The sequence below is a fragment of the Streptomyces sp. NPDC038280 genome (genome assembly GCF_055600045.1).
On sequence record NZ_JBVJYZ010000004.1, the window covers coordinates 315159 to 339691 of the forward strand.

A 24533-nucleotide genomic window follows, 5' to 3' on the forward strand; every position below is an offset into this window, starting at 1 on the left:
CGCCCCTGAACTGGCGTGATTCTGATGGTGCGCCAGGAAGACCCGGCGCGAAGCCAGGAAGTTCCGCAAGCTCGCTTGACGCCACTCGATGCAGTACCTGTAATAGAGGTACTGCATCGGTGGCGGCCCAACGGGTGGCGGATCCGATCGGCAGGAGCGCCCACGCGCTGCCCCAGAGCCCGGAGGGCCCCGTGAAACGGGTCCGAAGGAAGCGTCTGTTCTTTGACAACTGAATGGGGATCACGCCGCCTCTCCTCGGCCAAGTAGGCGGTCACGCGGTCTCCGCGTGATGAACAGCGCTACCCAACTCCGCAGCCCACGTCGGTGCTGCCGCCGGTTGCCTCCTCCGTCCGTCTCGTACGGGCGGAGCTGAGGGGCAACCGGAGCACGGCCCCCTTTCGCCGGGGTGGCTGCCTCTCACCACGGACCGAGGCCACCCCGATGTCCCTTCGACTCCTTGGAGCGATCAGCCATGCGTACTTACATCGGCGGTCATCAGGCCGTCAGCAGCGTCGACTTCCTGGAACTGGCCCTTGGTACCCCGGTGCAGCTGTGGCTCGGGGTGGAGGGCGAGACCGAGGAGGAACGCGCGGCCAGGCGGGACGCGGCTCGCGACATCCTCGCGGACAACCCGAACCTGCCGGATGACGTGAGCCGGGTCGCCGCCGAGGCGATCGAGGCGTACGCCCCCGAGTTGTTCAACGTCGTCCCGCTGGTGCGGCCGGCGGTCCGCCGCAGCCGTGCCCGGAACGGAGCTGCGGCGTGAGTGCACTGCCTGAGAAACGGCCGGGGGTTCCGCCGCTGACACGTCCGGAGCTGGGCCTCGCCGGTATCGGCGCCCTAGCCGCTGCCGGTGTCGGGGCCCTGGGGCTCATCTCCTCGTTTGACGCCGTGTCGGCTGCCGCGCTGCGATGGGGGTTCGGTGAGCCGTGGATGCTGCCGGTTGGCATCGACGTGGCGATCCCGGTGTTCACCGTGGCCAACCTGCTGCTGATCCGGATGGACATGGCCCTCGCCTGGGTCCGGTTCGTGCCCTGGGCGCTCACCCTGGTCACCTGTGGCCTGAACGTTGCGACCGGGCATGGGGTGTGGGCGAAGGTCGCGCACGGCACGATGCCGCTGCTGTGGGTGGTGTTCTCCGAGATCGGCGCCCACATCTACGCCGTTCGGATCGGGGCCGTGACCGGCCGCCGGATGGACAAGATCCGTCCCTCGCGCTGGCTGCTCGCCTTCCCCTCCACGTTCTCGCTATGGCGACGGATGACGCTGTGGGAGATCACCTCCTACGCCGACGCGCTCGCCCGGGAGAAGGAGCGGCAGCTCGCCCGCGCCGACCTGCGCGAGACCTACGGGTGGCGATGGCGGTCGAAGACCCCACGCCGCGAGCGTGTCCTCCTGCGCCTCGGAGAGCTCACGTCTGAGGAAGCCGAGGAAGAGCCCGAGCCGAAGGAGCAAAAGCCTCCCGTACCGACGAAGGAGCGGACACCGCGCACGCGCCCGGCCCGCTCGAAGGTGAAGACAGCGAAGGCCCCGCGCACGGCAGCCGAGCTGTTGGCCCAGGCCCGCGAACTGACGGCCGACTGGGCAAATGACGCGATCAACGCAGAGGCGATCCGCACCGCCCTGCACTGCTCGGCCGCGAACTCCCGCACGCTGCGGGACGCCCTGCTCGCCGAGCGGGCCGACGGCCGGCCACTGCACTCCATCAACACCGATGAGGACCAGACCGCCGAGACGGCCGAGGAGGTCGCAGCATGAACACCCTCTTAACCGCCCTCGCGGCGGCTGGGCCGCTCGCAGCCGGATGGTCCGGCCACGTCCTCTGGCTGCGCCGACGGCTCCACACCGCCCGCCGCGACCCACTCACCGGACTGCGGACCCGCGAGGGCTTCACCCGCCGCGCCACCGCGCTCCTGCGCGATGAACGGGCGGTCGTCATCCTCGCGGACGTCGACCACTTCAAGCAGATCAACGACCGCCACGGCCACGCAGCAGGGGACGCCCTGCTCAAGGCCACCGCTGACCGGCTCGCCCACTACGTCGGCCGCCACGGCGTCGCCGGGCGCCTCGGGGGCGACGAGTTCGCCGCCGTCGTCATCGACACCCACGGCACCGTCGCGGATCTACTCGCCGTCCTGCACGGCGTGCTGGCCCGACCCGCCGACAACAACCCGGACGTGACCACCACGGTGTCGCTCGGGTGGGTTCGCGCCGCCGACTACCCGGGCGAAGACCTCTCCCGGCTCCTGGGCCGCGCGGATGAGGCCATGTATGCGGCCAAACAGGCACGGGCCGGAGTCCGGCGGGCAGGGCTGGGACGGCTGTTCGCCACGGTGGCCGGCCGCCGCTCCGGACGCCGAGGCGGCCGCACCGACACCCCGGCGATCGTGGCGGCTGCCTGATGTCGGCCGCGTTCGGCAAGTGCTTCGACCCAACCGGCGCTGCGTTCGGGATACCGACCTACCCATGGCGCTACGCCCCCGACGGCTACGCCACCCGCCGCCAGCTCCGCGCACAAGGCCTCCGGCCCGGCGGTCAACCGGTCGCCGCGCAAGTGATGCGCCGCAGCCGGGGCCGGAAGTCCGGCGTCCTGGTCGGCTACCTCTACCGCACCGACCTCGCCAAGCCCGTCCGTCCGATGACCTCGCGCAAGTGGGGCGCACTCGCCCTGGCGATGCTCGCCCGCCGCACCTGTCCCCAGTGCCAGAAGGACGCCGGATACGTCATCCCGCCCTCGCTCGGCACCTGCGTGACCTGCGCCTACCCAGAAGAAGAACGCGTCGCCTGAACAAGCCAGCGGGCCCGGTCGCCCACCTCTCACAGCGCCGACCGTGCCCGCCCTTTCCCTCCCGAGAGAAGGAAACTTCAGTGAAGCACCCCGACGAAGACAACGACTTCTTCAACCGACTCGAAGCCGACATGGCCGCCGCCCCTGGACCCGACTTCGGGGCCGACGTGGTCGACCTCGACAAGGCCCGATCCGCCCGCACCGAGTCGGCCGACCCCACGGCTCGACCGTCGGCCGACTCCGGCCCGGAGGAGTCGGGCAGTGAATCCGCCGACCCGACGGTCCGCCGGTTGGTCGACGGTCCGGATGTTTCCGGGCCCGGATATCTCGGCCGACTCATCGGCTCCAAGCGGCGGGCGATCGTCCCGGCGTGGCTGCGCTCGACGGCCGAACTCAAGACCGCCGCCACATGGGTCGCCTCGCACTACGCCCACCTCGCTGGGTACCACGCGCTGCGGTCCCCGGTCTACGCCGGTCGTCTCGCGCTCCAGGCGCCGCACGGTGCGGCGAAGTTCGTGGGCGGCACGCTGCGCTGGGTGGCTGACCGCGAGGGCGAGCCTGTCCGGCTTGCCGCCGTCCGCCGTGAGGACGCGGCCGAGTATCTGAAGCTGTCGCGGCAGCGTGACGGCCGGGTCCGGCTGCGGACCCTGGTCGCCACCCTCGCGACCCTGATCGGCACGGGCGCCGCGCTTGCCCTATACGTCCTGGCCCCGGGATGGCTCCAGGCCGTTTCAGTCGGCGCGCTGCTGCTCGCCCTCGGGTCGGCCGGCGGCCATGCCGATGCCCCCGTCGTCAACCGGGCCGTGGAGGTCACCAAGGCTCCCAAGCTCACCAGTGACATCGTCCTGCGCGCCCTCGGCGCGCTGGGGATTCCGGCTATCAACCAGGCACAGGGCAAGGGTCGTGACGGGTTCACCTTCACGGCCCCCATCACCCGCGACGGGCCGGGCTGGCGGGCCGAGGGCGACCTCCCGTACGGCGTGACCGTCACGGACGTCATCGAGCGCCGCGACAAGCTCGCATCCGGACTCAGGCGTCCGCTGGGCTGCGTGTGGCCCGAGGCGGTCCCGGAGGAGCACACCGGGCACCTGGTCCTGTGGGTTGGCGACCAGGACATGTCCACCGCGAAGAAGCCCGCGTGGCCGCTGCTCAAGGGCGGGGGCACGGACCTGTTCAAGCCGGTCGCCTTCGGCACCGACCAGCGCGGGCGCTGGGTCGAGATCACGCTCATGTACATCGCGGCCGTCATCGGCGCGATCCCCCGCATGGGCAAGACGTTCCTCCTGCGCCTGCTGCTCCTTATCGCCGCGCTCGACCATCGGGCCGAGCTGCACACCTACGACCTGAAGGGCACCGGCGACCTCGACCCCGTCGGCGAACGGGTCTCGCACCGCCACCGCGCCGGAGACGACGACGAGGACATCGAGTACGCCCTCGCCGACCTGCGGGAACTGCGGGCAGAGCTGCGCCGGCGGGCGAAGATGATCCGCTCTCTGCCACGGGACATCTGCCCGGAGTCGAAGGTCACCAGCGAACTGGCGAACAAGAAAAACCTCGGGCTCCACCCGATCGTGGTCGGTGTGGACGAGTGTCAAGTCTGGTTCGAACACCCCAAGCACGCAGCGGAGTTCGAGGAGATCTGCACCGACCTGGTCAAGCGCGGCCCCGCTACCGGGATCGTGCTGATTCTTGCCACCCAGCGCCCGGACGCCAAGGCGCTGCCGACCGGCATCAGCGCGAACGCCTCCGCGAGGTTCTGCCTGAAGGTCATGGGTCAGCTGGAGAACGACATGGTCCTCGGTACGTCCAGCTACAAGCGGGGCGTGCGGGCCACGATGTTCTCCTGGAAGGACAAGGGCATCCACTACTTCGTCGGCGAAGGCTCCGACGCCCGGATCGTCTCCTCCGTCTACGTCGACGCCCCCACCGCTGAGACGGTCGGCATGCGGGCCCGCAAGCTCCGCGAGCAGGCCGGCACCCTCTCCGGCCACGCACTGGGAGAGCAGTTCGAGACCAGCGAGGCCAGCGCGTACGACCTACTGCGCGACATCCTCGCTGTCGTCCCCGCTGAGGAGCCCAAGGTCTGGTCTGAAGTCGTCGTTGCCCGGCTCGCCGAGCTGCGGCCCGACGTCTACGGCGGCTGGGACCCCGAAGGTCTGGCCGCCGCGCTGAAGCCCCGCGGCATCTCCACGGGTCAGGTGTGGGGCAAGACCGAGGGCGGCAAGGGTGCCAATCGTCGCGGCGTCGTCCGGGCCGACATCACCATCACTCTCACGGAACGTGACGGAAAGCGGGACGCGAGCTAGCCACGATTCGCCGCTAGACCTAGCGCCCAACCCCGCTAGGCCTAGCGGCACAGCTAGCGGCCTACATCGCATCTGATCAGCCTGCTAGTGCCTAGCGGGTGACCTGCGGAAACCCCAGAAACCGCCTGAGAGGCTCCTCATGACTCTCTTCTTCGCTGCTAGCGCATGCCTTCTCGCCATCACGTTTAGTTACGGAGCCTTGTGTGCGGCCTCGCCGTTCGGCAACTGCCGCAAGTGCAGCGGACTCGGCTTCGCCCTCAAGACCGACCGCAAGGGCAAGCCCAAGCGTGGCAAGCCCTGCCGCCGCTGCAAGGGCCACGGCATACGCATTCGGCTCGGCCGCCACCTGTTCAACATCGCCGCTCGCATCCACCGCGACGGCACCCGCTGACCCCGGACGTGAAGCGGCCGACGGTGCCCGTCATGAGACGTACCCCGCTCCAGTGGAGGAGCTAGGCGGGCGCAGCCGTCGGCCAGACCCCTGAGCTTGCCTGCACCCGAGGGTGCCCGCAGCTTAGCCAGCCATCCGAAACCACCGTCAAAGGAAATTCCCGCATGGCCGTCACCGTCTCACTGGTCCTGCTCTTCGGACTCGTCCTGTTCTTCCTGCTGCGTTCCAAGGCCCTCGGCTACGGCTCCGCGTTCGTTGCCGCGATGTTCGGGTTCTTCCTCGCCTCCACCGGCGCCGCTGGACCCGTCAACGAACTCACCACCGCCGTCATCAACGCCATCCCCAACCTGTAGGGAGCCCGCGATGAACGAACCCCTCCTCCACCGCCACTGGCTCGCCGCAGCCGTCCCCAAGACCGCTCCCGCGATCGCCACATCGACCGTGCTCATCCTCGGCCGGATCTGGAACGCCAACGGCGCCGAACACTCCACTGGCAACGCCGCGCTGATCGTGGTCCTCGCCACCGGCGCGGCGACGGCCGGCGCGTTCGCCTCCGCTGGACGCCGCGGGGACAGCGTCATCGCTGGAACCGCGTTCGCCACCTCGGGCGGTCTCGCGCTCGCCGGAGTCGCCGGATACGCCGACGGCTGGTCCCTGCCCGTCCTGCTGTGGGCGCTCACCACGACCGTCGCGTACGGGCTCGCGGCGCGCTACTGGCGCACCGACCGCCGCGCCGCCGTCACCCACGAACGGCACACCGCTGAACAGTGCGAGAACCACGCCCACGTGGAGCGGGTGGAAGCCCTGCGTGCGGGAGCGCAGATCCAGGTGGCCCGCGAGGGCGCCGCCTACGCGGAAGCCCTCGCCGCCGCACTCAACGCCCGCGCCGCGCTGCCCGGCTTCGACCCCGCCGCACTCACCCGAGCCGGGCTGCCCGAACTCCCCACCATCGAGACCATCCAGGAGCACTGAGCCATGTTCGAAATCCGCGTCATCTGCGACCCGGCCGACACCGAAAGCGTCACCAAGACGCTCACCGCAGCGTTCCTCACCGGCTCGGTGCGCCAGCACGGCACCCGCGACGGACAGCGCACCCGCCTCTACATCACCGCCGACCACCGCCCTGCCAGGGTCCCGGAGCTGGACACAGAGAAGTGGCCCACTCCCGAAGAGGCCTACGCGCTCGCACCGAGCATCGTCAGCGAAATCGGATGGACCGCCAACGCAGCGATCGGCCGGCCCACCTACGCCCTGCTCAACCGGGAGTTCTGGCTCCGCAAAGCCGCCGTCCTCGACCGCATCGCCCTCACGGACGAAGCCGAAGGCATGACGGGCGACGCATGCACATTGGCCGACCAGACAGCCCGCCGCGTGATGGACATCGACGGGGCGGAGACGGTTCCCGACCCGCGCGTTTACATCCGCCAGCAGTACGCCCACTGGGCCAAGCACCAGTAGATACGCCCGGGGCGGCCGCCTCTCACCACAAGACCGCGACCGCCCCGGCTCTCCGTCCCTTCGCAGAAACAGGAGGACCACCAGCATGACCCATTCCGTCCCCATCCGGCGAGACAGCGAGCGGCTGTTACTCGCCTTGCGCCTAGCCGCCGCTGGCGTGCCGGTCCTGCCCCTGCGGGCCGGGAAGGTCCCGTTTGGCAACTGCCCCACATGCACCGGCAACGTGTGTGGTGGTCGGCCGAACATGAAGACCCCCGGCCCCTGCGCCTGCCCCCTGCCCTGCCACGGATGGGCCGCCGCAGCGACCGACCCCAACGTCCTCGCCTCCCCGGCCTGGACGGCCGCATGGCAGCAGGCAGAGACGGTCGCCTACCACCCCGGCGGCGCCGGGGCCACCGTGGTCGACTTGGACGACGCCGACGCCATCGCCTGGGCCCGCGAGACCCTGCCCCAGACCCGGACCGTGGCCACGACGCGGGGAGAACACTGGATCTACCGGGGCGCGATGCGCTCCGCCAACCACGTACGGCCCGGTGTGGACATCAAGTCGTCCATGTCCTACGCCCGCTGGCTCGGCCCCGGAACCGGCACCCTGGCACCACTTCCGGCAGGCGTCCGCGCCCTGGTCGTCAAGGACCCCGCCACCGTCCGGCCGACGCGGTGCGCCGTAACCGTGCCCGCGCCGGCCGGGGGCGGGGAGTGCCCTCACCGTTCGCCTGTCTACCTCGAGCGCGGCATCACGATGGCCGAGCAGCGCATCACCGAGGCCCGCAGCGCGATCCACACCACCGTGTACCGGACGTTCCTCGCGGTGCTGTCCGCCCACGGCCGGTGCGGCTGCCTCACCAACGCACACACCACTCGTCTGTTCACCGCCGCCCAGGCCAAGGGCGAGTCTCTCCGGCACTGCACCGATGCCTGGACCAACGCCCGCACGAGCTTGGGACTGTGACCATGTCCGACGACGACAAGACCCCGGCCCGCCAGATCATCACCGACTACGCGCAATCCCACTTCCGGTACTTCCGCACGGCCGACGGCACGGTGTACGCGCAGAAGAACGGCCACCCCGTCGCGCGTCCGATCCGTTCACAGGGAACTGCGGGCAGCCACCGGCAGGAACTCATGGTCGGCCTCTTCGCGGACGGGTGCGGCGTGTTCAACGGAACCGCCCTGAAGGAGGCATTGGACTTGATCGAAGCGCTCGCGATGAGCCAGGAGGTGCAGCCCGTTCATATCCGGGTCGCGCCCGGATTCGACGGGGCGACGTGGCTCGACCTGGGCCGCAACGACGGACAGTCCGTACGCATCCATCCCACCGGCTGGGACATCGCCACCCCACCGCCGCAGGAGGTGTGCTGGCGGCGGACACAGCTCACCGGAGAACTGCCCCTGCCGGCCAAGGACACCGATGGCAAGGGTCTCGACCTCCTGCTCCGGCTGTGCAACTTCGCAGGCGCCGAGACCGAGTGCCTGGCCATCGCGTGGCTGATCGGCTGCCTCGGGCCGTCCGTACCCGTCCCCGCACCCTTTCTCACCGGCCCCCAGGGCGCGGGCAAATCGACCGGCGGGCGGATGCTCGTACGGATCATCGAGGGCATGAGCGGCGATCTGCGCCGCGCCCCGAAGGACGAGGAGAACCTGATCGCGGCCGTGGCCGCCGGATGGGTCACCGCCCTGGACAACCTCTCCCACCTCGCCCCGGACCTGTCCGACGCCATGTGCTGCATCGTCACCGGCGCCGAGACAGTGAAGCGCGCCCTCTACACCGATGGCGATGTCGTACGGGCCCGCTACCGCCGCCCCTTGCTCCTGACCGGCATCGACGTCGGCGTCATCCGCCCCGACCTCGCCGAACGACTCCTCCCGCTCCGCCTTGAACGCCCCCGCGTACGGCGGACGGAAGCGGAGCTGTGGGCGGAGTACGCAGAGATCCTGCCCGTCATCCTCGGCTCCCTCCTCGACCTCACCGTCAAGGTCCGTGCCGCCGATGCCGACATCCCCACCGATCTGCGGATGGCCGACTTCGCGCACCTGTGCGCGCAGCTCGACGCAGCGACCGGCCTCGGAGCGCTGGACGCCTACCGGGCCAGCCTGGACGACCTCAACGACGACGTCATCGAAGGCGACCTCCTCGCCCAGACCGTGCTCAAGCACGCCGCCGGCCTCGACGCGGGCGTGGAAGTCCGGATGACGTCTGCCGAGTGGCTGCACTGCCTCACCCAGCTCTACACCGGAGAGGACTTCCACCCCCTGCCTAAGGGATGGCCCACCACAGGCAAGGTCCTCTCGGACCGCCTGAAGCGACTTCAACCGACCCTCGCCGCACGTGGCGTCCTCGTCGACTGGGGCCGCACTAAAACCGCCCGCTACATCGAGATGACCCGACCGCCCGCCCTGCCTACGCCAGACCAGCAGAAGCCGATGTTCTAACCGGCGCCGCCACGGTCACCGCACAAGCAAGAGGAGCACCCCGCCGGGGGCGCCTGGCGTGCTCCTCTTGCTGTTCTGGCGGCAACGCCGCCCCTGCATGGGGCGCGCCGCGCAGCGGCTCTGTCGTCGCGTTCTAAGGCGCGCACCACAACAGACACCCCTCCCTCTTGTCCCAAGAGAAGAGACGCTGCGTCACCTGCGTCACCACACGGCGGAATGCGGCCGGTGACCTGCGGTGACGCCGGTGACGCAAGAGCCCGAAGGCTGCGTCACCCCGCGTCATCGGCGTCACCGGTGACAGACACCACCACGGACCGGTGACACACGGCCGCGCCCTCTCCGTCACCGAAGACCGCAGGTCAGCTCAGCGAATGACGCGGATGACGCGGTGACGCAGAAATCGCCGCCTCGGACAGGAGGGACGTTCCGAGGAGCCCCACGCCCGCCCCTGGCTCGCGACTCAAAGTGATCTCACTCCGACTTTCACCCGAGGAGTCTCCCGTGACCACGCTCGCCCGCCGCCGTCGGCCATCCGCCGACGAGTGGCTGCCTCTTAGCGAGGCGCTCGAAGAGATCGGCATCACCCGCGCCACGTACTACCGCTGGCGCAACAGGGGCTATGCCCCCGAGGTCCGGCGCCTGCCAAATGGCCACCTCCGCGTGCGCCGGAGCGTCCTGGACGCGTTCATGAACGAGCTGGAGGCCGCGTGAGCGAGTGGAGCTACACCGTACGGATCTGGAGTATCCGCAAGCGTCCGTACCGCAAGCCGTTCCAGCTCCGCTGGCAGGTGGGCACCCGGCCCCATTCCGAGTCCTTCCTGACGCGGGGGCTCGCCGAGAGCCGCCGCGCGCAGTTCGTCACGGCCGCTCGCGACGGCGAACCCTGGGACGTCGAAAGCGGCCTACCGAAGTCGATGGTCCAGAAGTCCAAGGACATCACTTGGTACCAACACGCCAGGAACTACGTGGCAATGAAGTGGGATCACTCCCCCGCCTCCACGCGCCGGAACCTCGCTGAGGCCATGGCCACGGTGACGCTCGCCCTCGTGAAGGACACAAAGGGGATGGCCGACCACAAGGCCGTCCGGCGAGCGCTCTACACCTGGGGCCTCAATGTGAACCAGTGGAAGGAGGAGCCGCCGGCCGACATCAAGGAGTTGCTTGAATGGGTGGAACGGAAGTCCGTGGCCACCTCTGCTCTTTCGGACCGAATGCTCGTACGTAAGGCCCTGGACGCTTGCTCCCGGCGCCTCGACAGCAAGACGTCGTCGGGGTCGGTCATCGCACGGAAGCGTGCCATCTTCCACCAGGCCCTCGGTTACGCCGTGGATGCCGAACTGTTGGCGGAGAACCCGCTCCCAGCGGTCCGGTGGAAGGCACCCGAGCGTGTGGAGGAACAGGTAGACCCCGAATGTGTCCCGGATCCCGCTCAGGCGGCCGCCCTCCTGGCCGCCGTACGAAAGCAGGGGTATCGCGGGCGGCACCTCGAGGCGTTCTTCGGATGCCTCTACTACTCGGCAGCCCGCCCCGGCGAGTTGGTCGGGCTTCGACTCCAGGACTGCGATCTGCCCCGGCGGGGCTGGGGCCTGTTCCGGCTCCGTGAGAGTCGAGCCCGCTCCGGTAGTTCATGGACGGATACCGGCGAGGCTCATGACCGCCGAGGGCTCAAACACCGGACCCGAAAGAGCGTCCGCTACGTACCGATCCCACCCGAGCTGGTGGCCATGCTCCGGTGGCACGTCACCCTGTACGGCACCCACGCCGATGGTCGGCTGTTCCGTACCGCTCGCGGCGGCATGGTGCAGGAAAGCGGGTACGGCGAGGTCTGGGCCAGGGCCCGCGAGGACGTCCTCTCACCCGCCGAACAGGAAACGAAGCTCGCCAAGCGGCCGTATGACCTTCGTCACGCAGCCGTGTCCACCTGGCTGAGTTCCGGAGTCGAGCCGCAGCTGGTCGCCCAGCGGGCCGGCCACAGCACAGGCGTCCTCTTCCGCGTCTATGCAAAGTTCCTGAAGGGTGGCGACGAGGCGGCCAACGCCAAGATCTCCGCGCGCCTCAACCAGCACCTCGTACCTGCGTCTGGCGGCTGAGCCAAGGGCGCCGTCCATCAGTGCTGGTGGCGGCCAGAATCTCCGTCCACGCTCCGTCCACACACGCTGGTAGAGAGCGTGGTGGAGCGAGACACCGCGAGACAGCCCGGCCAGTCACACTTACACACGAAAACGGCCCCTGATTCGCGTTTCCGCAGATCAGGGGCCGTTTCTATCGCGTGGCGGCGCCAGGATTCGAACCTGGGTAGGCTAAGCCGACGGATTTACAGTCCGCTCCCATTGGCCACTCGGGCACACCGCCATGGGATGCGTTGCCGAGAGTGACCGCTTGGGGCGGAGCTCCGTGGCAACGACGTAAACGATACCTGATGACCGGGGGTGCTTCGCCACCGGATTGATCAGCGCCCGGGGTGGGTGGGGGTGGCTAGGCTTTGGGGTGGTGGTCAGGGCAGCCCGGCCGCCCCTCTGAGCTATCCCTCAGCAGCCCCTACGCACCCGATACAAGGAGCCACAGGACATGGCCGACTCCAGTTTCGACATCGTCTCGAAGGTCGAGCGGCAGGAGGTCGACAACGCCCTCAACCAGGCCGCCAAGGAGATCTCGCAGCGCTACGACTTCAAGAACGTCGGGGCCTCGATCTCCTGGTCCGGCGAGAAGATCCTGATGGAGGCGAACTCCGAGGAGCGGGTCAAGGCCATCCTCGACGTCTTCGAGACGAAGCTCGTGAAGCGCGGCATCTCGCTGAAGGCGCTGGACGCCGGCGAGCCGCAGCTGTCGGGCAAGGAGTACAAGATCTTCGCCACGATCGAGGAGGGGATCTCCCAGGACAACGCCAAGAAGGTCGCGAAGATCATCCGCGACGAGGGCCCGAAGGGCGTCAAGGCGCAGGTGCAGGGTGACGAGCTGCGGGTCAGCTCGAAGAGCCGTGACGACCTCCAGGCCGTGCAGCAGCTCCTGAAGGGCAAGGACCTGGACTTCGCGATCCAGTTCGTGAACTACCGCTGATCACGGCGGCCGGCCCCCCGCGGCAGCCCGGTGTTCGCGTCGGCGATCTTGCGCGCCCCTGTGTGAGCCCATCCGTCACCGCGGATGGGCTCGCGGTGCTTCCAGGGCGGGGCAGAACCCTTTCCGGCGGGGTTTCGAGGCGCCCGGGGTCTCTTATGTACTCGCGTTCCCGCGTTATGGCGTTGATCTGTTGATTGCGCCACGCGAGTGAACTCGCGGAACCAATCCGGTTTCCCGGCGGTTGATCAGCTCGCTTCGGTAACGGAGCATGCCAGGGCTCTTCAGCACAAGAAGGAAAACTCGTGATCAAGAAGATTCTTGCTACGACGGCGATGGCGGCCTCCGTCCTCGGTGTTTCGGCGACTGCTGCCCCGCACGCCATCGCGGACGACGGTAACCACGCGACCCAGATCGGCAACAAGGCCTCGCAGAACATCGGCGCCACGACCACCTACGGCGAGATGAGCCCGAACATGGCCCTCATCCAGGGTGGCGTGCTCAACTGCGTGCCCATCCAGGACATCCACGCCCAGGTTGCGGCCCTCATCGGTGTCAACGTTCAGGACCTCCTGGAAGGCAAGGCGCAGCAGAACTGCAGCCAGATCTCTGCCAACCAGAACGGCGACAACCCGCTGTCGCACGTCCTGGACGGCCTCATCTCGGACAACGGCTCCAACAACCAGAGCTGATCGTCGGTGATGTGAATCCCCGGCCACCGCGGGCCATTCCTCCGCCTGCGGCAGCCGGGGCTTCGTCGTCTCGTCTTCGGCTTTTTGCTCGTTTTTCGCTCGTTGAATTGCGGGCCCCGGTTTTTGCGATGTTTTCCGGTGCTCGATTCCTCAGCCCCCTGCCAGGCGCATTCCATGCCGGGTGAGGGGGCTGAGTCATGTCCGGCACCGTGTCATGGCTGCGAGATGATGTCCGAATACCGCCAGCAGCGACGAGGCGCCGGACGCAGACTCGTAGAGGACAGCAGGGACGCGAGTGGAGGAAGACGAGCCATGACGGTGTACGCGAGGGTCGGCGGTCCCCTGGGCGAGATGCTGCTGGTCGGTGAGGTGTCCGCCACGGCGAAGGGTGGGACCGCGCTCGCCTCGCTCTCGCTGACCGGGCAGAAGGGCGCCGTCGCCGTCCAGGACGGCTGGGTGCACGACCCGGCGGCGTTCGAGGAGATCGGCGGCCGGCTGCGGTCGTACTTCGCCGGGACGCTGAGGCGCTTCGATCTCGAGTACGTGAGCGCTGGTACGGATTTCCAGCGGCGCGTCTGGCAGGCGCTGGAGGACATTCCGTACGGCACGACGACGACGTACGGAGAGATCGCCCGGCTCGTCGGGGTGGCGGGGGCGGGTGTCCGGGCCGTCGGGACCGCGATCGGGCGCAATCCGCTGCTGGTCGTGCGGCCCTGCCACCGGGTGATCGGTGCGGACGGGGCGCTGCGGGGGTACGCAGGCGGGGTGGAGCGCAAGGAGCGACTGCTCGCTCTGGAAGGCGCGCTGGCGCCGTGACGGACGGACTGTTCCCGCTGCCCAGTGCGCGGGCGGTCGTGGCGCCCGGCGCCGTGCACGTGCCGGGGTGGCTGTCCCCGGAGCGCCAGGGGGAACTGGTCGAGGCGTGCAGGGAGTGGGCCCGGGGGCCGCTGCCGTTCCGGCACACCGTGCTGCCGGGCGGCGGGGTGATGTCCGTACAGACGTTGTGCGTCGGCAGGCGGTGGGAGCCCTACCGCTACACCAGCGCGGCCGTCGCATTCCCCGAGTGGCTCGCGGAGTTGGGGCGTGAGGCCGTGGCCGAGGCGTACGGGGAGCACGGCGGGTACGCCCCGGACACCGCGCTGGTGAACTTCTACGACGCCGGGGCGGGCGCGAAGATGGGCATGCACCAGGACAAGGAGGAACGGTCGACCGCGCCGGTGGTCTCCCTGAGCCTGGGGGACACCTGTGTCTTCCGGTTCGGGAACACCGAGAACCGCGGACGGCCCTACACGGATGTGGAGTTGGTCTCGGGAGATCTCTTCGTCTTCGGTGGCGCCTCGCGCATGGCCTACCACGGCGTCCCCAAGGTCCGCCCGGGGACGGCCGATCCCGCCCTCGGGCTGACCGGCCGGCTCAACATCACCCTGCGGGAGACCGGCCTGCCGCTCTAGCGGGAGCGCGAGTGGCCGAAGAAGATCCGGTACACGATCAGCAGCACGAGCGAGCCGCCGATCGCGGCTATCCATGTCGCGCCGTCGTAGAACTGGTTGCTGATCGGCCGGTCCATGAAGCGGGCCGAGATCCAGCCGCCGATGAACGCGCCGGCGATGCCGATGAGGGTCGTGCCGATCAGACCGCCCGGGTCCCGCCCGGGCAGCAGGATCTTGGCGACGACTCCGGCGAGCAGGCCGAGAACGATCCAGCTGATGATGCCCATGCCCTGAACCTGCCTTTCCACGTGGTGTCCCCAAGGACGCGTACGGCGCCGGGGGTGGTTGCGGCGAACAGTAGGGTGCGGCACATGACACAGGAACTGCGCCGGTCACTGGGGGTCTTCGACGCGGTCGTCATCGGGCTGGGCGCGATGGTGGGAGCAGGGATCTTCGTGGCGCTCGGGCCGGCCGCCGCGGCGGCCGGGTCCTGGTTGCTCGCGGGCCTGGCGGTGGCCGCCGTGGTCGCGTACTGCAATGCGACGGCGTCGGCCCGGCTGGCCGCCCTCTATCCGGCGTCGGGCGGCACCTATGTGTACGGTCGTGAACGGCTCGGTCCTTTCTGGGGGTATCTGGCGGGCTGGGCCTTCGTCGTGGGCAAGACCGCGTCGTGCGCCGCGATGGCGCTGACCGTCGGCGCCTACGTGTGGCCGGATCAGGCGCACGCGGTGGCGGTCGCGGCGGTGGTGGCGCTGACTGCCGTGAACTACGGGGGCGTTCAGAAATCGGCGCTGCTGACCCGGGCGATCGTGGCGTCGGTGCTGGCTGTCCTGGTCGCGGTGGTCGTCTCCTGTCTGGGCTCGGGGCGGGCGGACTTGGGACATCTCGCATGGGGCTCCGACGCCTCGGCCAGTGGGGTGTTGCAGGCGGCAGGACTGCTGTTCTTCGCGTTCGCCGGGTACGCCCGGATCGCCACGCTCGGCGAGGAGGTCAGGGACCCGGCCCGGACCATCCCCCGCGCCGTGCCGCTGGCCCTGGGCATCGCGCTGCTCGTGTATGTCGCTGTCGCGGTCTCCGTCCTCTCGGTGCTGGGCGCGGGCGCGCTGGGCGGGTCGGCGGCGCCCCTCGCCGACGCGGCCCGGGCGGCGGGCGCGCGGTGGCTCGTCCCCGTGGTGAGCGTGGGCGCGGCTGTGGCCGCCCTCGGCTCGCTGCTCGCGCTGATCCTCGGTGTGTCCCGTACGACCCTGGCCATGGCCCGCGACGGCCATCTGCCGGCCGCGCTCGCCGCCGTCCACCCCCGGTTCCGGGTCCCGCACCGTGCGGAGCTCGCGGTGGGGCTGGTCGTCGCGGTGGTGGCGGCGACGGCCGACGTGCGGGGGGCGATCGGCTTCTCGTCGTTCGGCGTGCTGACGTACTACGCCATCGCCAACGCCTCGGCGTGGACGCTCGGCAGGGCGAGCGAGCCGAGCCGCATCGGGGGCCGGCTCCTGCCGGCGCTCGGCCTGGTGGGGTGCGCCGTGCTGGCGGTCTCGCTGCCGTGGGCTTCCGTGGCGGCGGGGGCCGCGGTGCTGGCGGCGGGCGCGGTCGTCTACGCGGTACGGCGGCGCTGAGGCGCTCCGCCGGATATCCGGTGGTGCGCCGACTGCTCGATGTCGGTCATGTGTTCATGGTGGACCACGGCACTGACAATCAGTCGGGGACCAGCTCCACGCCCGCTGCCGCGAGGGCGGCGGCGGGCTCGCCGAAGCTGGGCCCGCGACACGGGAATGCCGTGGGCCCGGCCGTCCCCCTCGAGGGCGTCCGGCAGCGCGCCGCGCGGGGAGCAGTCGATGAAGGTCACCTCGACGGGCCTGGCCCGCGCCGGGCCGTTTGGCGCCGCGCCGGCGAAGGGGCCGACCACGTCCTTCGCACAGGGCGTGGACGGACGGGCCCGCGGTCCGACTGCCGGGCGGGGTGACCAGGGCGACTTCGGGGAGTCCGCTAACGCGTGACGAACGGCTGGTCCGTGGGGACGATCTCCTTGCCCAGGGGGAGCAGTGAGACCGGGATCAGCTTGAAGTTCGCGATGCCCAGCGGGATGCCGATGATCGTGACGCACAGCGCGATGCCGGTGACGACATGGCCGAGCGCCAGCCACCAGCCGGCCAGGATCAGCCACAGGACGTTGCCGACGCAGGACGGCGCACCCGCGTCCCGGCGGTCGACGACCGTGTAGCCGAACGGCCAGAGGGCGTAGACGCCGATCCGGAAGGCGGCCAGGCCGAAGGGGATGCCGATGATCGTGACGCAGAGCAGTACGCCCGCGAGGAGGTAGCTGAGGAACATCCAGAATCCGCAGAGGATGAGCCAGATGATGTTGAGGATTGTCTTCACGGGCGGCGACCTGCCATCTGCTCGAGTCGGGCGATCCGCTCCGCCATCGGCGGGTGCGTCGAGAACAACCTGGAGACTCCCTGGCCCGGCCTGAAGGGGTTGGCGATCATCATATGGCTGGCGGTCTCGATCTTGGGTTCCGGCGGCAACGGGAGTTGCTTCGTGCCGGAGTCGAGCTTGCGCAGGGCGCTGGCCAGGGCCAGGGGGTCGCCGGTGAGCTGCGCCCCCGAGGCATCCGCCTCGTACTCCCGGGAGCGGCTGATGGCGAGCTGGATCACCGACGCGGCGACCGGCCCGAGGATCATGATCATCAGCATGCCGAGCAGTCCGGGGCCGTCGTCGTCGCTGGAGCGGCCGACCGGGATCAGCCAGGCGAAGTTCACCAGGAACATGATCACCGAGGCGAGCGCGCCGGCGACCGACGAGATGAGGATGTCCCGGTTGTAGACATGGCTGAGCTCATGGCCGATGACCCCGCGCAGCTCACGCTCGTCGAGGATCCGCAGGATCCCCTCCGTGCAGCAGACGGCGGCGTTGCGTGGGTTGCGACCGGTCGCGAAGGCGTTCGGCGCCTGGGTCGGTGAGATGTAGAGCCGCGGCATCGGCTGGCGGGCCTGTGTGGAGAGCTCGCGGACCATCCGGTACAGCGCCGGGGCCTCGAACTCGCTGACCGGACGGGCCCGCATGGCCCGCAGCGCCATCTTGTCGCTGTTCCAGTAGGCGTACGCATTGGTGCCGAGGGCTACGACAAGCGCCACGATCAGGCCCGTACGGCCGAAGAAACTGCCGATGAGGATGATGAGTGCGGACAGTCCGCCGAGGAGTACGGCGGTCCTCAGCCCGTTGTGCCGGCGGTGCACGGTACGCCCTCCAAATGGTGCGGCAGGGGACCTTTTGCCTGTGCTGGTCCACTGCTTCAGTGGACCCTCCCGTACCGGTCAACGCCAGGCGGGAGACGCAGGTTCCCCAGTGCGCACGGGAGGCCGCGTGGGCCGTGCGGGTGAGTCAGCGCTGGGCGGGGAGCCCGGCCTTCTCCATGGCCTCGACGATCGGCTCCACGTCGCTGGTGCAGTGGGCGCAGCGGGTGGCGATGGCCGGAATCTCGGTGTAGCAGCGGGGGCAGTCGCGGAGGGTGGCCTTGGCGTCCACCGGTTCGTCGCGGGTGAACTTCTCCTGGATCTTCATCATCGGGACGACGACGACGAAGTACAGCACCGCGGCGGTGATCACGAAGGAGATGGCGGCGGCGATGAACAGGCCGTACGGGAACTCCACCCCCCTGACCTTGAAGGTGACCTCGTTGAAGTCCCCGATGGAGCCCGTGGCGACGCCGATGAGCGGGGTGATGAAGGCCTTGCTGAAACCGGTCACGACGGCGGTGAACGCGGATCCGACGGCCAGACCGATGGCCATGGAGATCACGTTTCCGCGAAGGATGAAGTCCTTGAAACCGTTCAGCACGGTACTGCTCCTCGATGTGTGCACGTGTGCGCGTGCGTGATGGGGACTCTCGGTGGCGTCAGAACAGGGTCTTCGCCGCGTAGCGGAGCACCAGCTGCGGGTAGCCCGACAGCAGGACGCCCGCGGCCGCCGTCAGCACGATCGCCAGGGTGATCGGAGCCGGGGCGGGGTGCCGTGCGGGCTCCCGGGCTCCCGCGGGGGCCCGGAAGAGGATCGCGGTCCACTGCAGGTAGTAGTAGAGCGCGATCACGACGTTGACGCCCATGAGGACGGCGAGCCAGCCGAGGCCCGCGTCCACCGCCGCCGAGAACACCGTGACCTTGGCGAAGAGACCGATGATACCCGGGGGCAGGCCGGCCAGGCAGAGCAGGAAGAAACCCATGGCCAGAGCGGTCAGCGGCCGGGTGGCGTACAGGCCCCGGTAGTCGGAGATCCGGTTGTCCGGGCGCGTACGGGCGACCAGCGCGGCGACCGCGAAGGCGCCGAGGTTCACGACGGCGTACATCAGGGCGTACGCGACGGTGGAGCCGATCTGGTCGTCGCCGGAGTACGCGGCGGCGGCGATCGGCACCAGGAGGTAGCCGGCCTGGGCCACGGAGGACCAGGCCAGTAGCCGGATCGCGCTCCACGCGCGCGTGGACACCTGCCGCAGCGCCGCGACGTTGCCGACGGTCATGGTCAGGGCGGCGAGTACGGCGAGGGCCGGCCCCCAGACGTCGGCATACGACGGGAAGGCGATGACGGTCACCAGGATGAGGCCGGAGAAGCCGACCGCCTTGCCGACGACCGAGAGATATGCGGCCACCGGGAGGGGCGCGCCGACGTAGGTGTCGGGGACCCAGAAGTGGAAGGGCGCGGCCGCCGTCTTGAAGGCGAAACCGACCAGCGTGAGGGCCACGCCCGCCTCGGCGAGGGTCTCCAGCTGCGCCGGGACATCGTCCAGCCGCTGCGCGATCTCGGTGAGGTGCAGGGTGCCCGTCGTCGCGTAGACGAAGCTGACGCCGAGCAGCATCACGGCGGTCGCGGTGACCGAGGAGAGGAAGAACTTCAGCGCCGACTCGCTCGACATGCGGTCGCCGCGCCGCAGACCGACCAGGGCGAAGGCGGGCAGCGAGGCGACCTCCAGGGCGACGACCAGGGTCGCGAGGTCCCGGGAGGCGGGCAGCAGAGCGGCGCCGGCCGCCGAGGAGAGCAGCAGGAACCAGTACTCCCCGGCGGGGAGCTTCTCCTTGGTGTCGGCGAGCGACAGGAGGGCCGTCAGCAGCGCCCCGCCGAGGACCAGGAACTGGATCACCACGGTGAAGTGGTCGACGGTGTAGGAGCAGACGGCCGGATCGCTGGTGAGGCAGAAGGTCGAGCGGTCTCCGCGGCGCAGGGGCAGGAGGAGGACGGTCGCGGCGGCCAGTCCGACGATCGCGAACCAGCCGAGGAGCTGCTTGCGCCCGCTGGGGACGAAGAGGTCGGCGACGAGCACGATCAGCGCGACCACCGCGGCCACGGTGGGTGGCGCGATCGCGAGCCAGTCGACGGACTGGACGAGGGTGGCGGCGCTCGCGGCGGCGACGGTCACGACTTTCCTCCAGCGAGGAGCTTCTGCACGGCCGGGTCGGTGAGACCGAGGAGGACCGCGGGCCACAGGCCGGCGAGGACGGTGAGGGCGACGAGCGGGGTCCAGGCGGCGAACTCGTACCCCTGGATGTCGGTGAGCCGCGGCCGGTCGGCGGGCACGGCGCCCATGCAGACCCGGCGCACGACGACCAGCAGATACGCGGCGGTGAGCAGGGTGCCGAGGCAGGCGATCGCGGTGAAGGTGAGGAACGCGGGACGGCTGAGGCCCTGCGCGGGGTCGAACGCGCCGAACATCGCGAGCATCTCGCCCCAGAATCCGGCGAGGCCGGGCAGCCCGAGCGAGGCGACGGCGGCGAACGCGAGCAGCCCGCCGAACCGGGGGGCCCGGCCGTAGAGCCCGGCGCCGCCGGCTCCGGCGAGGGTGTCGAGGTCGGCGGTGCCGTACCGGTCCTTGAGCGCGCCGACCAGGAAGAACAGCAGGCCGGTGATGAGTCCGTGGGCGATGTTGGCGAACAGCGCGCCGTTGACGCCGGTGGGGGTCATCGAGGCGATGCCGAGGAGGACGAAGCCCATGTGACCGACGGAGGAGTACGCGATGAGGCGCTTGAGATCGCCCTTGTTCCCGCGGCGGGCGAGCGCGAGGCAGGCGAGGGATCCGTAGATGATGCCGGCGACGGCGAAGGCCGCGAGGTAGGGCGCGAAGACGTGCATGCCGTCGGGGGTGATCGGGAGGACGATTCGGACGAATCCGTACGTACCCATCTTCAGCAGGACGCCGGCGAGGAGCACGGAGCCGACGGTCGGGGCCTGGGTGTGGGCGTCCGGCAGCCAGCTGTGCAGCGGCCACATCGGGGTCTTCACCGCGAGGCCGATCCCGATCGCCAGAACGGCGATGACCTGCACCGATGTGCTCATGTCGCGGCCGTTGTCAGTGGCGAGTGCCACCATGTCGAATGTGCCCGCCTTCAGCCCGACGAGAAGGAGGCCGAGCAGCATGACCACGGAACCGAGCAGCGTGTAGAGGATGAACTTCCAGGCAGCGGACTGCCGCTGGTCACCGCCCCAGCGGGCGATGAGGAAGTACATCGGGATGAGCACCATCTCGAAGGCCAGGAAGAAGAGCACCAGGTCGAGGACGGCGAAGGTCGCCAGTGTGCCGGACTCGAGGACCAGCAGCAGGGCGACGAATGCCTTGGGCGAGGGGCCCGCGGGCATCTTGAAGTAGCTGTACAGCGCGCAGAGGAAGGTCAGCAGCGCGGTCAGGACCACCAGGGGGAGGGAAATGCCGTCGATGCCGAGGTGGATGCGCACGTCGAGTGCAGGGATCCACTTGATGTCCGTGGTGGCCTGCATCGTCGAGGGCTGGTCGTGGTCGAAGCCCAGCATGAGGACGAGGGCGACGACGAGCACGACACCGGTGACGATCACGCCGTGGCGGAGCACGGCCTGGTCGGGCGACTTCCCCTTCAGCCCGGGCGGGGCCGGCAGGAGGGCCGCCGCGGCGCCGATGAGCGGGCCGACGACGAGCAACGCGAGAAGGAACTTCATCACGGATTCGCTGATATCGATCACGGCTCACGCTCCGGCGGCGACGAGTACGGCGGCGATCGCCAGGACGACGGAGCCGGCGAGCAGGGCGCTGAGGTAGGTCTGCACATTGCCGGTCTGGGCGCGGCGGACGGCCCCGCCCAGCCAGCGGGTGCCGGTGCCCGCGCCCCGGACGTAGGTGTCGACGACCTCGCGGTCGAGGAAGCGCACCAGTGAGGCCGCCGCGACGACGGGGCGCACGAAGAGCGCGGAGTAGACGGCGTCGAGGTGGAAGCCCACGGCGGCGTGGCGGTGGAGCGGGCCGAGCAGCAGGCGTCCCGGGTCCGCGGGGTCGCCTGCGGGGTGCGGCAGCTGGAGTGCCTCGGCCTCGACCAGGGCGGGTTCGGCGTCGGGGTGGGCGACGGTCTCCGGGGCGGCCGGGCGGCTCGCGCCGGCGGCCTTGACCGAGAGCGCGCGCCAGGTGGCGTAGGTCATCAGCCCGCCGACGAGGGCGACGCCCGTGCCGAGGACCGCGGTGGTGACGGTGGGGGTGAGGGCGTTGCCGTCGAACCAGTCGTCGAGGCGGCCGGCCGTCAGGCCGAAGGCCAGTGACGGGACGGCGAGCAGCCACAGGACGGCCGTCATGGCGATCGGCTGCCTGCCGTGGTCGGGGGCCTCGGCTCCCCGGCCGCGGAAGGCGAGCAGCCACAGGCGGGTCGCGTAGGCGGCGGTGAGGAGGGCGGTGAGCAGACCGGCGATCAGTACGGTCCAGCCGGCTCCGGCCGGGGCGACGGTCCGGTCGCCGAGGGCGGTGTGCTCGGCGGCCACGAGGACGGCTTCCTTGGAGAAGAAGCCGGCGAAGGGCGGGATGGCGGCGAGTGCGAGCAGGGCGACGGTCATCGTCCAGTACGCGTCCGGGATGCGCTTGGCCAGACCGCTCATGCGGGACATGGCGGTCAGCGAGTTCGTGCCGGCCGCGTGGATGACCGCGCCGGCGGCGAGGAAGAGGAGGGCCTTGAAGGCGCCGTGGGAGAGGAGGTGGAAGACGGCGGCGCCACGGTCGCCCACGGCCAGGGCGCCCGACATGTAGCCGAGCTGGCCGATGGTCGAGTAGGCGAGGACGCGCTTGATGTCGTCCTGGGCGAGGGCGGCGAGCGCCGAGCCGACCATCGTGACGGCGGCCATCACGGCGAGGACGGTCATCGCCGCCGCGGAGGCGGCGAACACGGGGAGGAGGCGGGCCACGAAGTAGATACCGGCGGCGACCATCGTCGCGGCGTGGATCAGCGCGGAGACCGGGGTGGGGCCGGCCATCGCGTCGGGGAGCCAGGTGTGCAGCGGGAACTGCGCGGACTTGCCCGCGACGCCCGCGAGGAGCAGCAGCGCGATCACCGTGGGGTGGTCGATGCCGCCGCCGGCGACGGCGCCGAGGATCCCGGTGATCCGGAAGGTGCCCGCCTCGGTGGCGAGCGCGAACAGACCGATCAGGAAGGGGACGTCGCCGAGCTTGGTGACCAGGAAGGCCTTCAGGGAGGCGGCGCGCGCCTCGGGCGTCTCCCAGTAGTGGCCGACGAGGAAGTACGAGCAGATGCCCATGATCTCCCAGCCGACCAGCAGCACCATCAGGTCGCCGGAGTAGACGACGAGCAGCATCGCGGAGGTGAAGAGGGAGACGAGAGCGGCGTACGAGGGGTAGCGCGGGTCGTCGCGGAGGTAGCCGGTCGAGTAGATCTGCACGCACGAGGCGACGACACCGACGAGCACGGCGACGAGGGCCGCGAAGCCGTCGATGTGCAGGGCGAGGTCGATGGGGACCGAGCCGGTCGGGGTGAGCCGGGTGGCGGCGTCGATCGTCTTGCCGCCGTCCTGGTGGACGGCGACGACGACGGCGAGCGCGGCGGCGGCCAGCGTGGGCAGGACGGCCAGGGGGCGGACGAACCCGGGGGCGGTGCGGCCGAGGAGCAGACCGGCGGCCGCGCCGAGGAACGGAAGGAGGGGAACGAGGAAGGCGAGGGTCGTCGTGGTCACGCGGTGGCCTCGGCCTTCTCGCCGGCCCGGTCGCCGGACTCCTGGTCGCTGTCGGTGTCGGTGTCGCCGTCGGTGGTGCCGGACGCGTCGTCGCCGTCGCCGTCCGTCGGCTCGGCGGTGACGCGGAGCTTGTCGATGTCCGGTGTGCCGCCGTTGCGGTAGACCATCAGCACGATGGCCAGACCGATGCCGATCTCGGCGGCGGCGATGGCGATGGTGAAGAGGGTCAGGGCCTGGCCGGTGTGCAGGGTGTCGCGGAGCCAGACGTCGAAGGCGACCAGGTTGAGGTTGACCGCGTTGAGCATCAGCTCGACGGACATCAGGACCAGGATCGCGTTGCGGCGGGCCAGTACTCCGTAGAGCCCGGTGCAGAAGAGCAGGGCGGAGAGGACCGCGGGATAGGCGAGATGCATCAGCTCTGCCTCTCTGTGTCCTCGGTGTCCTTGCGGGACAGGACGATCGCGCCGACGAGTGCGGCCAGGAGAAGGACCGAGAGCGCCTCGAAGGGGAGCACCCAGTGCCGGAAGAGGATCTCTCCGGACACCTTGGTGGAGCCCTGAGCCGGCCCGTCCAGGTCGATCCAGGTGGTGCGGAAGGCGTCCACGACCACCCAGATCAGGGCGGCCGCGGCGGCCAGGGCGACCGCGAGGGCGGCCGGGCGGTTGGCCGAGTCGGCGTCCGGGGAGCGGCCGATGGGCGCCTTGGTGAGCATGAGACCGAAGAGGAGGAGGACCACGACGGAACCGACGTAGATCAGTACCTGGACCCAGGCGATGAACTCCGCGGTGAGGAGGAGGTACTCGACGGCGAGACCGCCGAGCGCCACGACCAGCCACAGGGCGGCGTGCACCAACTGCTTGGTGGTGACCGCGACGGCGGCCGCGCCGAGGGTGGCGATGCCGACGAGGACGAAGGCGATCTCCACGCCCGAGGGCGAGAGGAAGCCCGGGCCGTTGACGGCCGTGGCCGCGCTGGGGCCCGTGGCTCCCATGGCGATCCGGGCTGCGGTGTGGGCGGCGAGGA

General features: G+C 70.0%; 27 protein-coding genes and 1 tRNA gene. 18 read left to right on the forward strand and 10 right to left on the reverse strand.

The window, feature by feature from the left end:
• Positions 1–472: 472 nt before the first annotated feature.
• The 13 genes from ACZ7J0_RS12340 (at position 473) to ACZ7J0_RS12400 (ending at position 11466) form a co-directional block, all read left to right on the forward strand.
• Positions 473–766, forward strand: a complete 294-nt coding sequence (locus ACZ7J0_RS12340) for a hypothetical protein (protein ID WP_470886506.1) — start codon at positions 473–475, stop codon at positions 764–766.
• Entirely contained in the window at positions 763–1758 is a 996-nt protein-coding gene (locus ACZ7J0_RS12345) for a DUF2637 domain-containing protein (protein ID WP_470886508.1), read from the forward strand. The genes ACZ7J0_RS12340 and ACZ7J0_RS12345 overlap by 4 nt, the downstream gene beginning before the upstream one ends.
• Positions 1755–2402, forward strand: a complete 648-nt coding sequence (locus ACZ7J0_RS12350) for a GGDEF domain-containing protein (RefSeq protein WP_470886510.1) — start codon at positions 1755–1757, stop codon at positions 2400–2402. The genes ACZ7J0_RS12345 and ACZ7J0_RS12350 overlap by 4 nt, the downstream gene beginning before the upstream one ends.
• Positions 2402–2788 (forward strand): RRQRL motif-containing zinc-binding protein, encoded by a 387-nt coding sequence (locus ACZ7J0_RS12355; protein WP_470886512.1) that lies wholly within the window; start codon positions 2402–2404, stop codon positions 2786–2788. The genes ACZ7J0_RS12350 and ACZ7J0_RS12355 overlap by 1 nt, the downstream gene beginning before the upstream one ends.
• Before the next feature lie 80 nt (positions 2789–2868).
• Complete coding sequence (locus tag ACZ7J0_RS12360; RefSeq protein WP_470886514.1) at positions 2869–5094, forward strand: cell division protein FtsK; 2226 nt, start codon at positions 2869–2871, stop codon at positions 5092–5094.
• 139 nt (positions 5095–5233) lie between these two features.
• Positions 5234–5485 carry a hypothetical protein gene (locus ACZ7J0_RS12365; protein WP_470886516.1) on the forward strand — a complete coding sequence of 84 codons (252 nt, stop codon included), beginning with the start codon at positions 5234–5236 and terminating at the stop codon, positions 5483–5485.
• A 164-nt stretch (positions 5486–5649) separates the two neighbouring features.
• Positions 5650–5838, forward strand: a complete 189-nt coding sequence (locus ACZ7J0_RS12370) for a hypothetical protein (RefSeq protein ID WP_470886518.1) — start codon at positions 5650–5652, stop codon at positions 5836–5838.
• Positions 5839–5848: 10 nt separating this feature from the next.
• Positions 5849–6457: a hypothetical protein gene (locus ACZ7J0_RS12375; protein ID WP_470886520.1), complete on the forward strand. Its 609-nt coding sequence runs from the start codon at positions 5849–5851 to the stop codon at positions 6455–6457.
• 3 nt (positions 6458–6460) lie between these two features.
• Positions 6461–6943: a hypothetical protein gene (locus tag ACZ7J0_RS12380; RefSeq protein ID WP_470886522.1), complete on the forward strand. Its 483-nt coding sequence runs from the start codon at positions 6461–6463 to the stop codon at positions 6941–6943.
• 85 nt (positions 6944–7028) lie between these two features.
• Positions 7029–7895: a bifunctional DNA primase/polymerase gene (locus ACZ7J0_RS12385; protein WP_470886524.1), complete on the forward strand. Its 867-nt coding sequence runs from the start codon at positions 7029–7031 to the stop codon at positions 7893–7895.
• A gap of 2 nt (positions 7896–7897) precedes the next feature.
• Positions 7898–9376 carry an ATP-binding protein gene (locus tag ACZ7J0_RS12390; protein ID WP_470886526.1) on the forward strand — a complete coding sequence of 493 codons (1479 nt, stop codon included), beginning with the start codon at positions 7898–7900 and terminating at the stop codon, positions 9374–9376.
• A gap of 501 nt (positions 9377–9877) precedes the next feature.
• Positions 9878–10087: a helix-turn-helix transcriptional regulator gene (locus ACZ7J0_RS12395; protein ID WP_470886528.1), complete on the forward strand. Its 210-nt coding sequence runs from the start codon at positions 9878–9880 to the stop codon at positions 10085–10087.
• Positions 10084–11466 carry a tyrosine-type recombinase/integrase gene (locus tag ACZ7J0_RS12400; RefSeq protein WP_470886530.1) on the forward strand — a complete coding sequence of 461 codons (1383 nt, stop codon included), beginning with the start codon at positions 10084–10086 and terminating at the stop codon, positions 11464–11466. Before ACZ7J0_RS12395 ends, ACZ7J0_RS12400 begins: the two co-directional genes overlap by 4 nt.
• 180 nt (positions 11467–11646) lie before the next feature.
• Here the strand turns inward: ACZ7J0_RS12400 and ACZ7J0_RS12405 are convergent.
• Positions 11647–11728 (reverse strand) — tRNA-Tyr (locus ACZ7J0_RS12405).
• A 216-nt stretch (positions 11729–11944) separates the two neighbouring features.
• Between ACZ7J0_RS12405 and ACZ7J0_RS12410 the strand changes: the two genes are divergently transcribed.
• The 4 genes from ACZ7J0_RS12410 to ACZ7J0_RS12425 all read left to right on the forward strand — a co-directional run bounded on the left by ACZ7J0_RS12410 (position 11945) and on the right by ACZ7J0_RS12425 (position 14573).
• Positions 11945–12433 carry a YajQ family cyclic di-GMP-binding protein gene (locus ACZ7J0_RS12410; RefSeq protein ID WP_468708407.1) on the forward strand — a complete coding sequence of 163 codons (489 nt, stop codon included), beginning with the start codon at positions 11945–11947 and terminating at the stop codon, positions 12431–12433.
• A gap of 302 nt (positions 12434–12735) precedes the next feature.
• Entirely contained in the window at positions 12736–13122 is a 387-nt protein-coding gene (locus tag ACZ7J0_RS12415) for a rodlin (protein ID WP_470886532.1), read from the forward strand.
• A gap of 312 nt (positions 13123–13434) precedes the next feature.
• Positions 13435–13938, forward strand: a complete 504-nt coding sequence (locus ACZ7J0_RS12420) for a methylated-DNA--[protein]-cysteine S-methyltransferase (protein WP_470886534.1) — start codon at positions 13435–13437, stop codon at positions 13936–13938.
• Complete coding sequence (locus ACZ7J0_RS12425) at positions 13935–14573, forward strand: alpha-ketoglutarate-dependent dioxygenase AlkB family protein (protein ID WP_470886535.1); 639 nt, start codon at positions 13935–13937, stop codon at positions 14571–14573. Before ACZ7J0_RS12420 ends, ACZ7J0_RS12425 begins: the two co-directional genes overlap by 4 nt.
• On the opposite strand, the gene ACZ7J0_RS12430 is transcribed toward ACZ7J0_RS12425, so the two are convergent.
• A complete protein-coding gene (locus tag ACZ7J0_RS12430; protein ID WP_470886536.1) occupies positions 14570–14839 on the reverse strand; it encodes a GlsB/YeaQ/YmgE family stress response membrane protein in 270 nt (89 codons plus the stop codon). The two genes, ACZ7J0_RS12425 and ACZ7J0_RS12430, sit on opposite strands and share 4 nt — an antisense overlap.
• Positions 14840–14923: 84 nt before the next feature.
• Between ACZ7J0_RS12430 and ACZ7J0_RS12435 the strand changes: the two genes are divergently transcribed.
• Positions 14924–16162, forward strand: a complete 1239-nt coding sequence (locus tag ACZ7J0_RS12435; protein WP_470886538.1) for an APC family permease — start codon at positions 14924–14926, stop codon at positions 16160–16162.
• A gap of 370 nt (positions 16163–16532) precedes the next feature.
• Here the strand turns inward: ACZ7J0_RS12435 and ACZ7J0_RS12440 are convergent, their stop codons facing one another.
• The 8 genes from ACZ7J0_RS12440 to ACZ7J0_RS12475 form a co-directional block, all read right to left on the reverse strand.
• Positions 16533–16925: a YccF domain-containing protein gene (locus tag ACZ7J0_RS12440; RefSeq protein ID WP_470886540.1), complete on the reverse strand. Its 393-nt coding sequence runs from the start codon at positions 16923–16925 to the stop codon at positions 16533–16535.
• The gene (htpX, locus tag ACZ7J0_RS12445) at positions 16922–17785 is read right to left on the reverse strand and encodes a zinc metalloprotease HtpX (RefSeq protein WP_470886541.1); all 864 of its coding nucleotides are present in this window, start codon (positions 17783–17785) and stop codon (positions 16922–16924) included. Before htpX ends, ACZ7J0_RS12440 begins: the two co-directional genes overlap by 4 nt.
• 145 nt (positions 17786–17930) lie before the next feature.
• On the reverse strand, positions 17931–18386 hold the full coding sequence (mscL, locus tag ACZ7J0_RS12450; protein ID WP_470886543.1) for a large conductance mechanosensitive channel protein MscL: 456 nt from the start codon (positions 18384–18386) through the stop codon (positions 17931–17933).
• 58 nt (positions 18387–18444) lie between these two features.
• Positions 18445–19956: an NADH-quinone oxidoreductase subunit N gene (locus tag ACZ7J0_RS12455; protein WP_470886545.1), complete on the reverse strand. Its 1512-nt coding sequence runs from the start codon at positions 19954–19956 to the stop codon at positions 18445–18447.
• Positions 19953–21503 carry a complex I subunit 4 family protein gene (locus ACZ7J0_RS12460; protein WP_470886769.1) on the reverse strand — a complete coding sequence of 517 codons (1551 nt, stop codon included), beginning with the start codon at positions 21501–21503 and terminating at the stop codon, positions 19953–19955. Before ACZ7J0_RS12460 ends, ACZ7J0_RS12455 begins: the two co-directional genes overlap by 4 nt.
• 27 nt (positions 21504–21530) lie before the next feature.
• The gene (locus tag ACZ7J0_RS12465) at positions 21531–23510 is read right to left on the reverse strand and encodes an NADH-quinone oxidoreductase subunit 5 family protein (protein ID WP_470886547.1); all 1980 of its coding nucleotides are present in this window, start codon (positions 23508–23510) and stop codon (positions 21531–21533) included.
• The gene (gene nuoK / locus ACZ7J0_RS12470; protein WP_470886549.1) at positions 23507–23923 is read right to left on the reverse strand and encodes an NADH-quinone oxidoreductase subunit NuoK; all 417 of its coding nucleotides are present in this window, start codon (positions 23921–23923) and stop codon (positions 23507–23509) included. The genes ACZ7J0_RS12465 and nuoK overlap by 4 nt, the downstream gene beginning before the upstream one ends.
• Positions 23923–24501 (reverse strand): NADH-quinone oxidoreductase subunit J family protein, encoded by a 579-nt coding sequence (locus ACZ7J0_RS12475; RefSeq protein ID WP_470886771.1) that lies wholly within the window; start codon positions 24499–24501, stop codon positions 23923–23925. The genes nuoK and ACZ7J0_RS12475 overlap by 1 nt, the downstream gene beginning before the upstream one ends.
• Positions 24502–24533 lie beyond the last annotated feature (32 nt).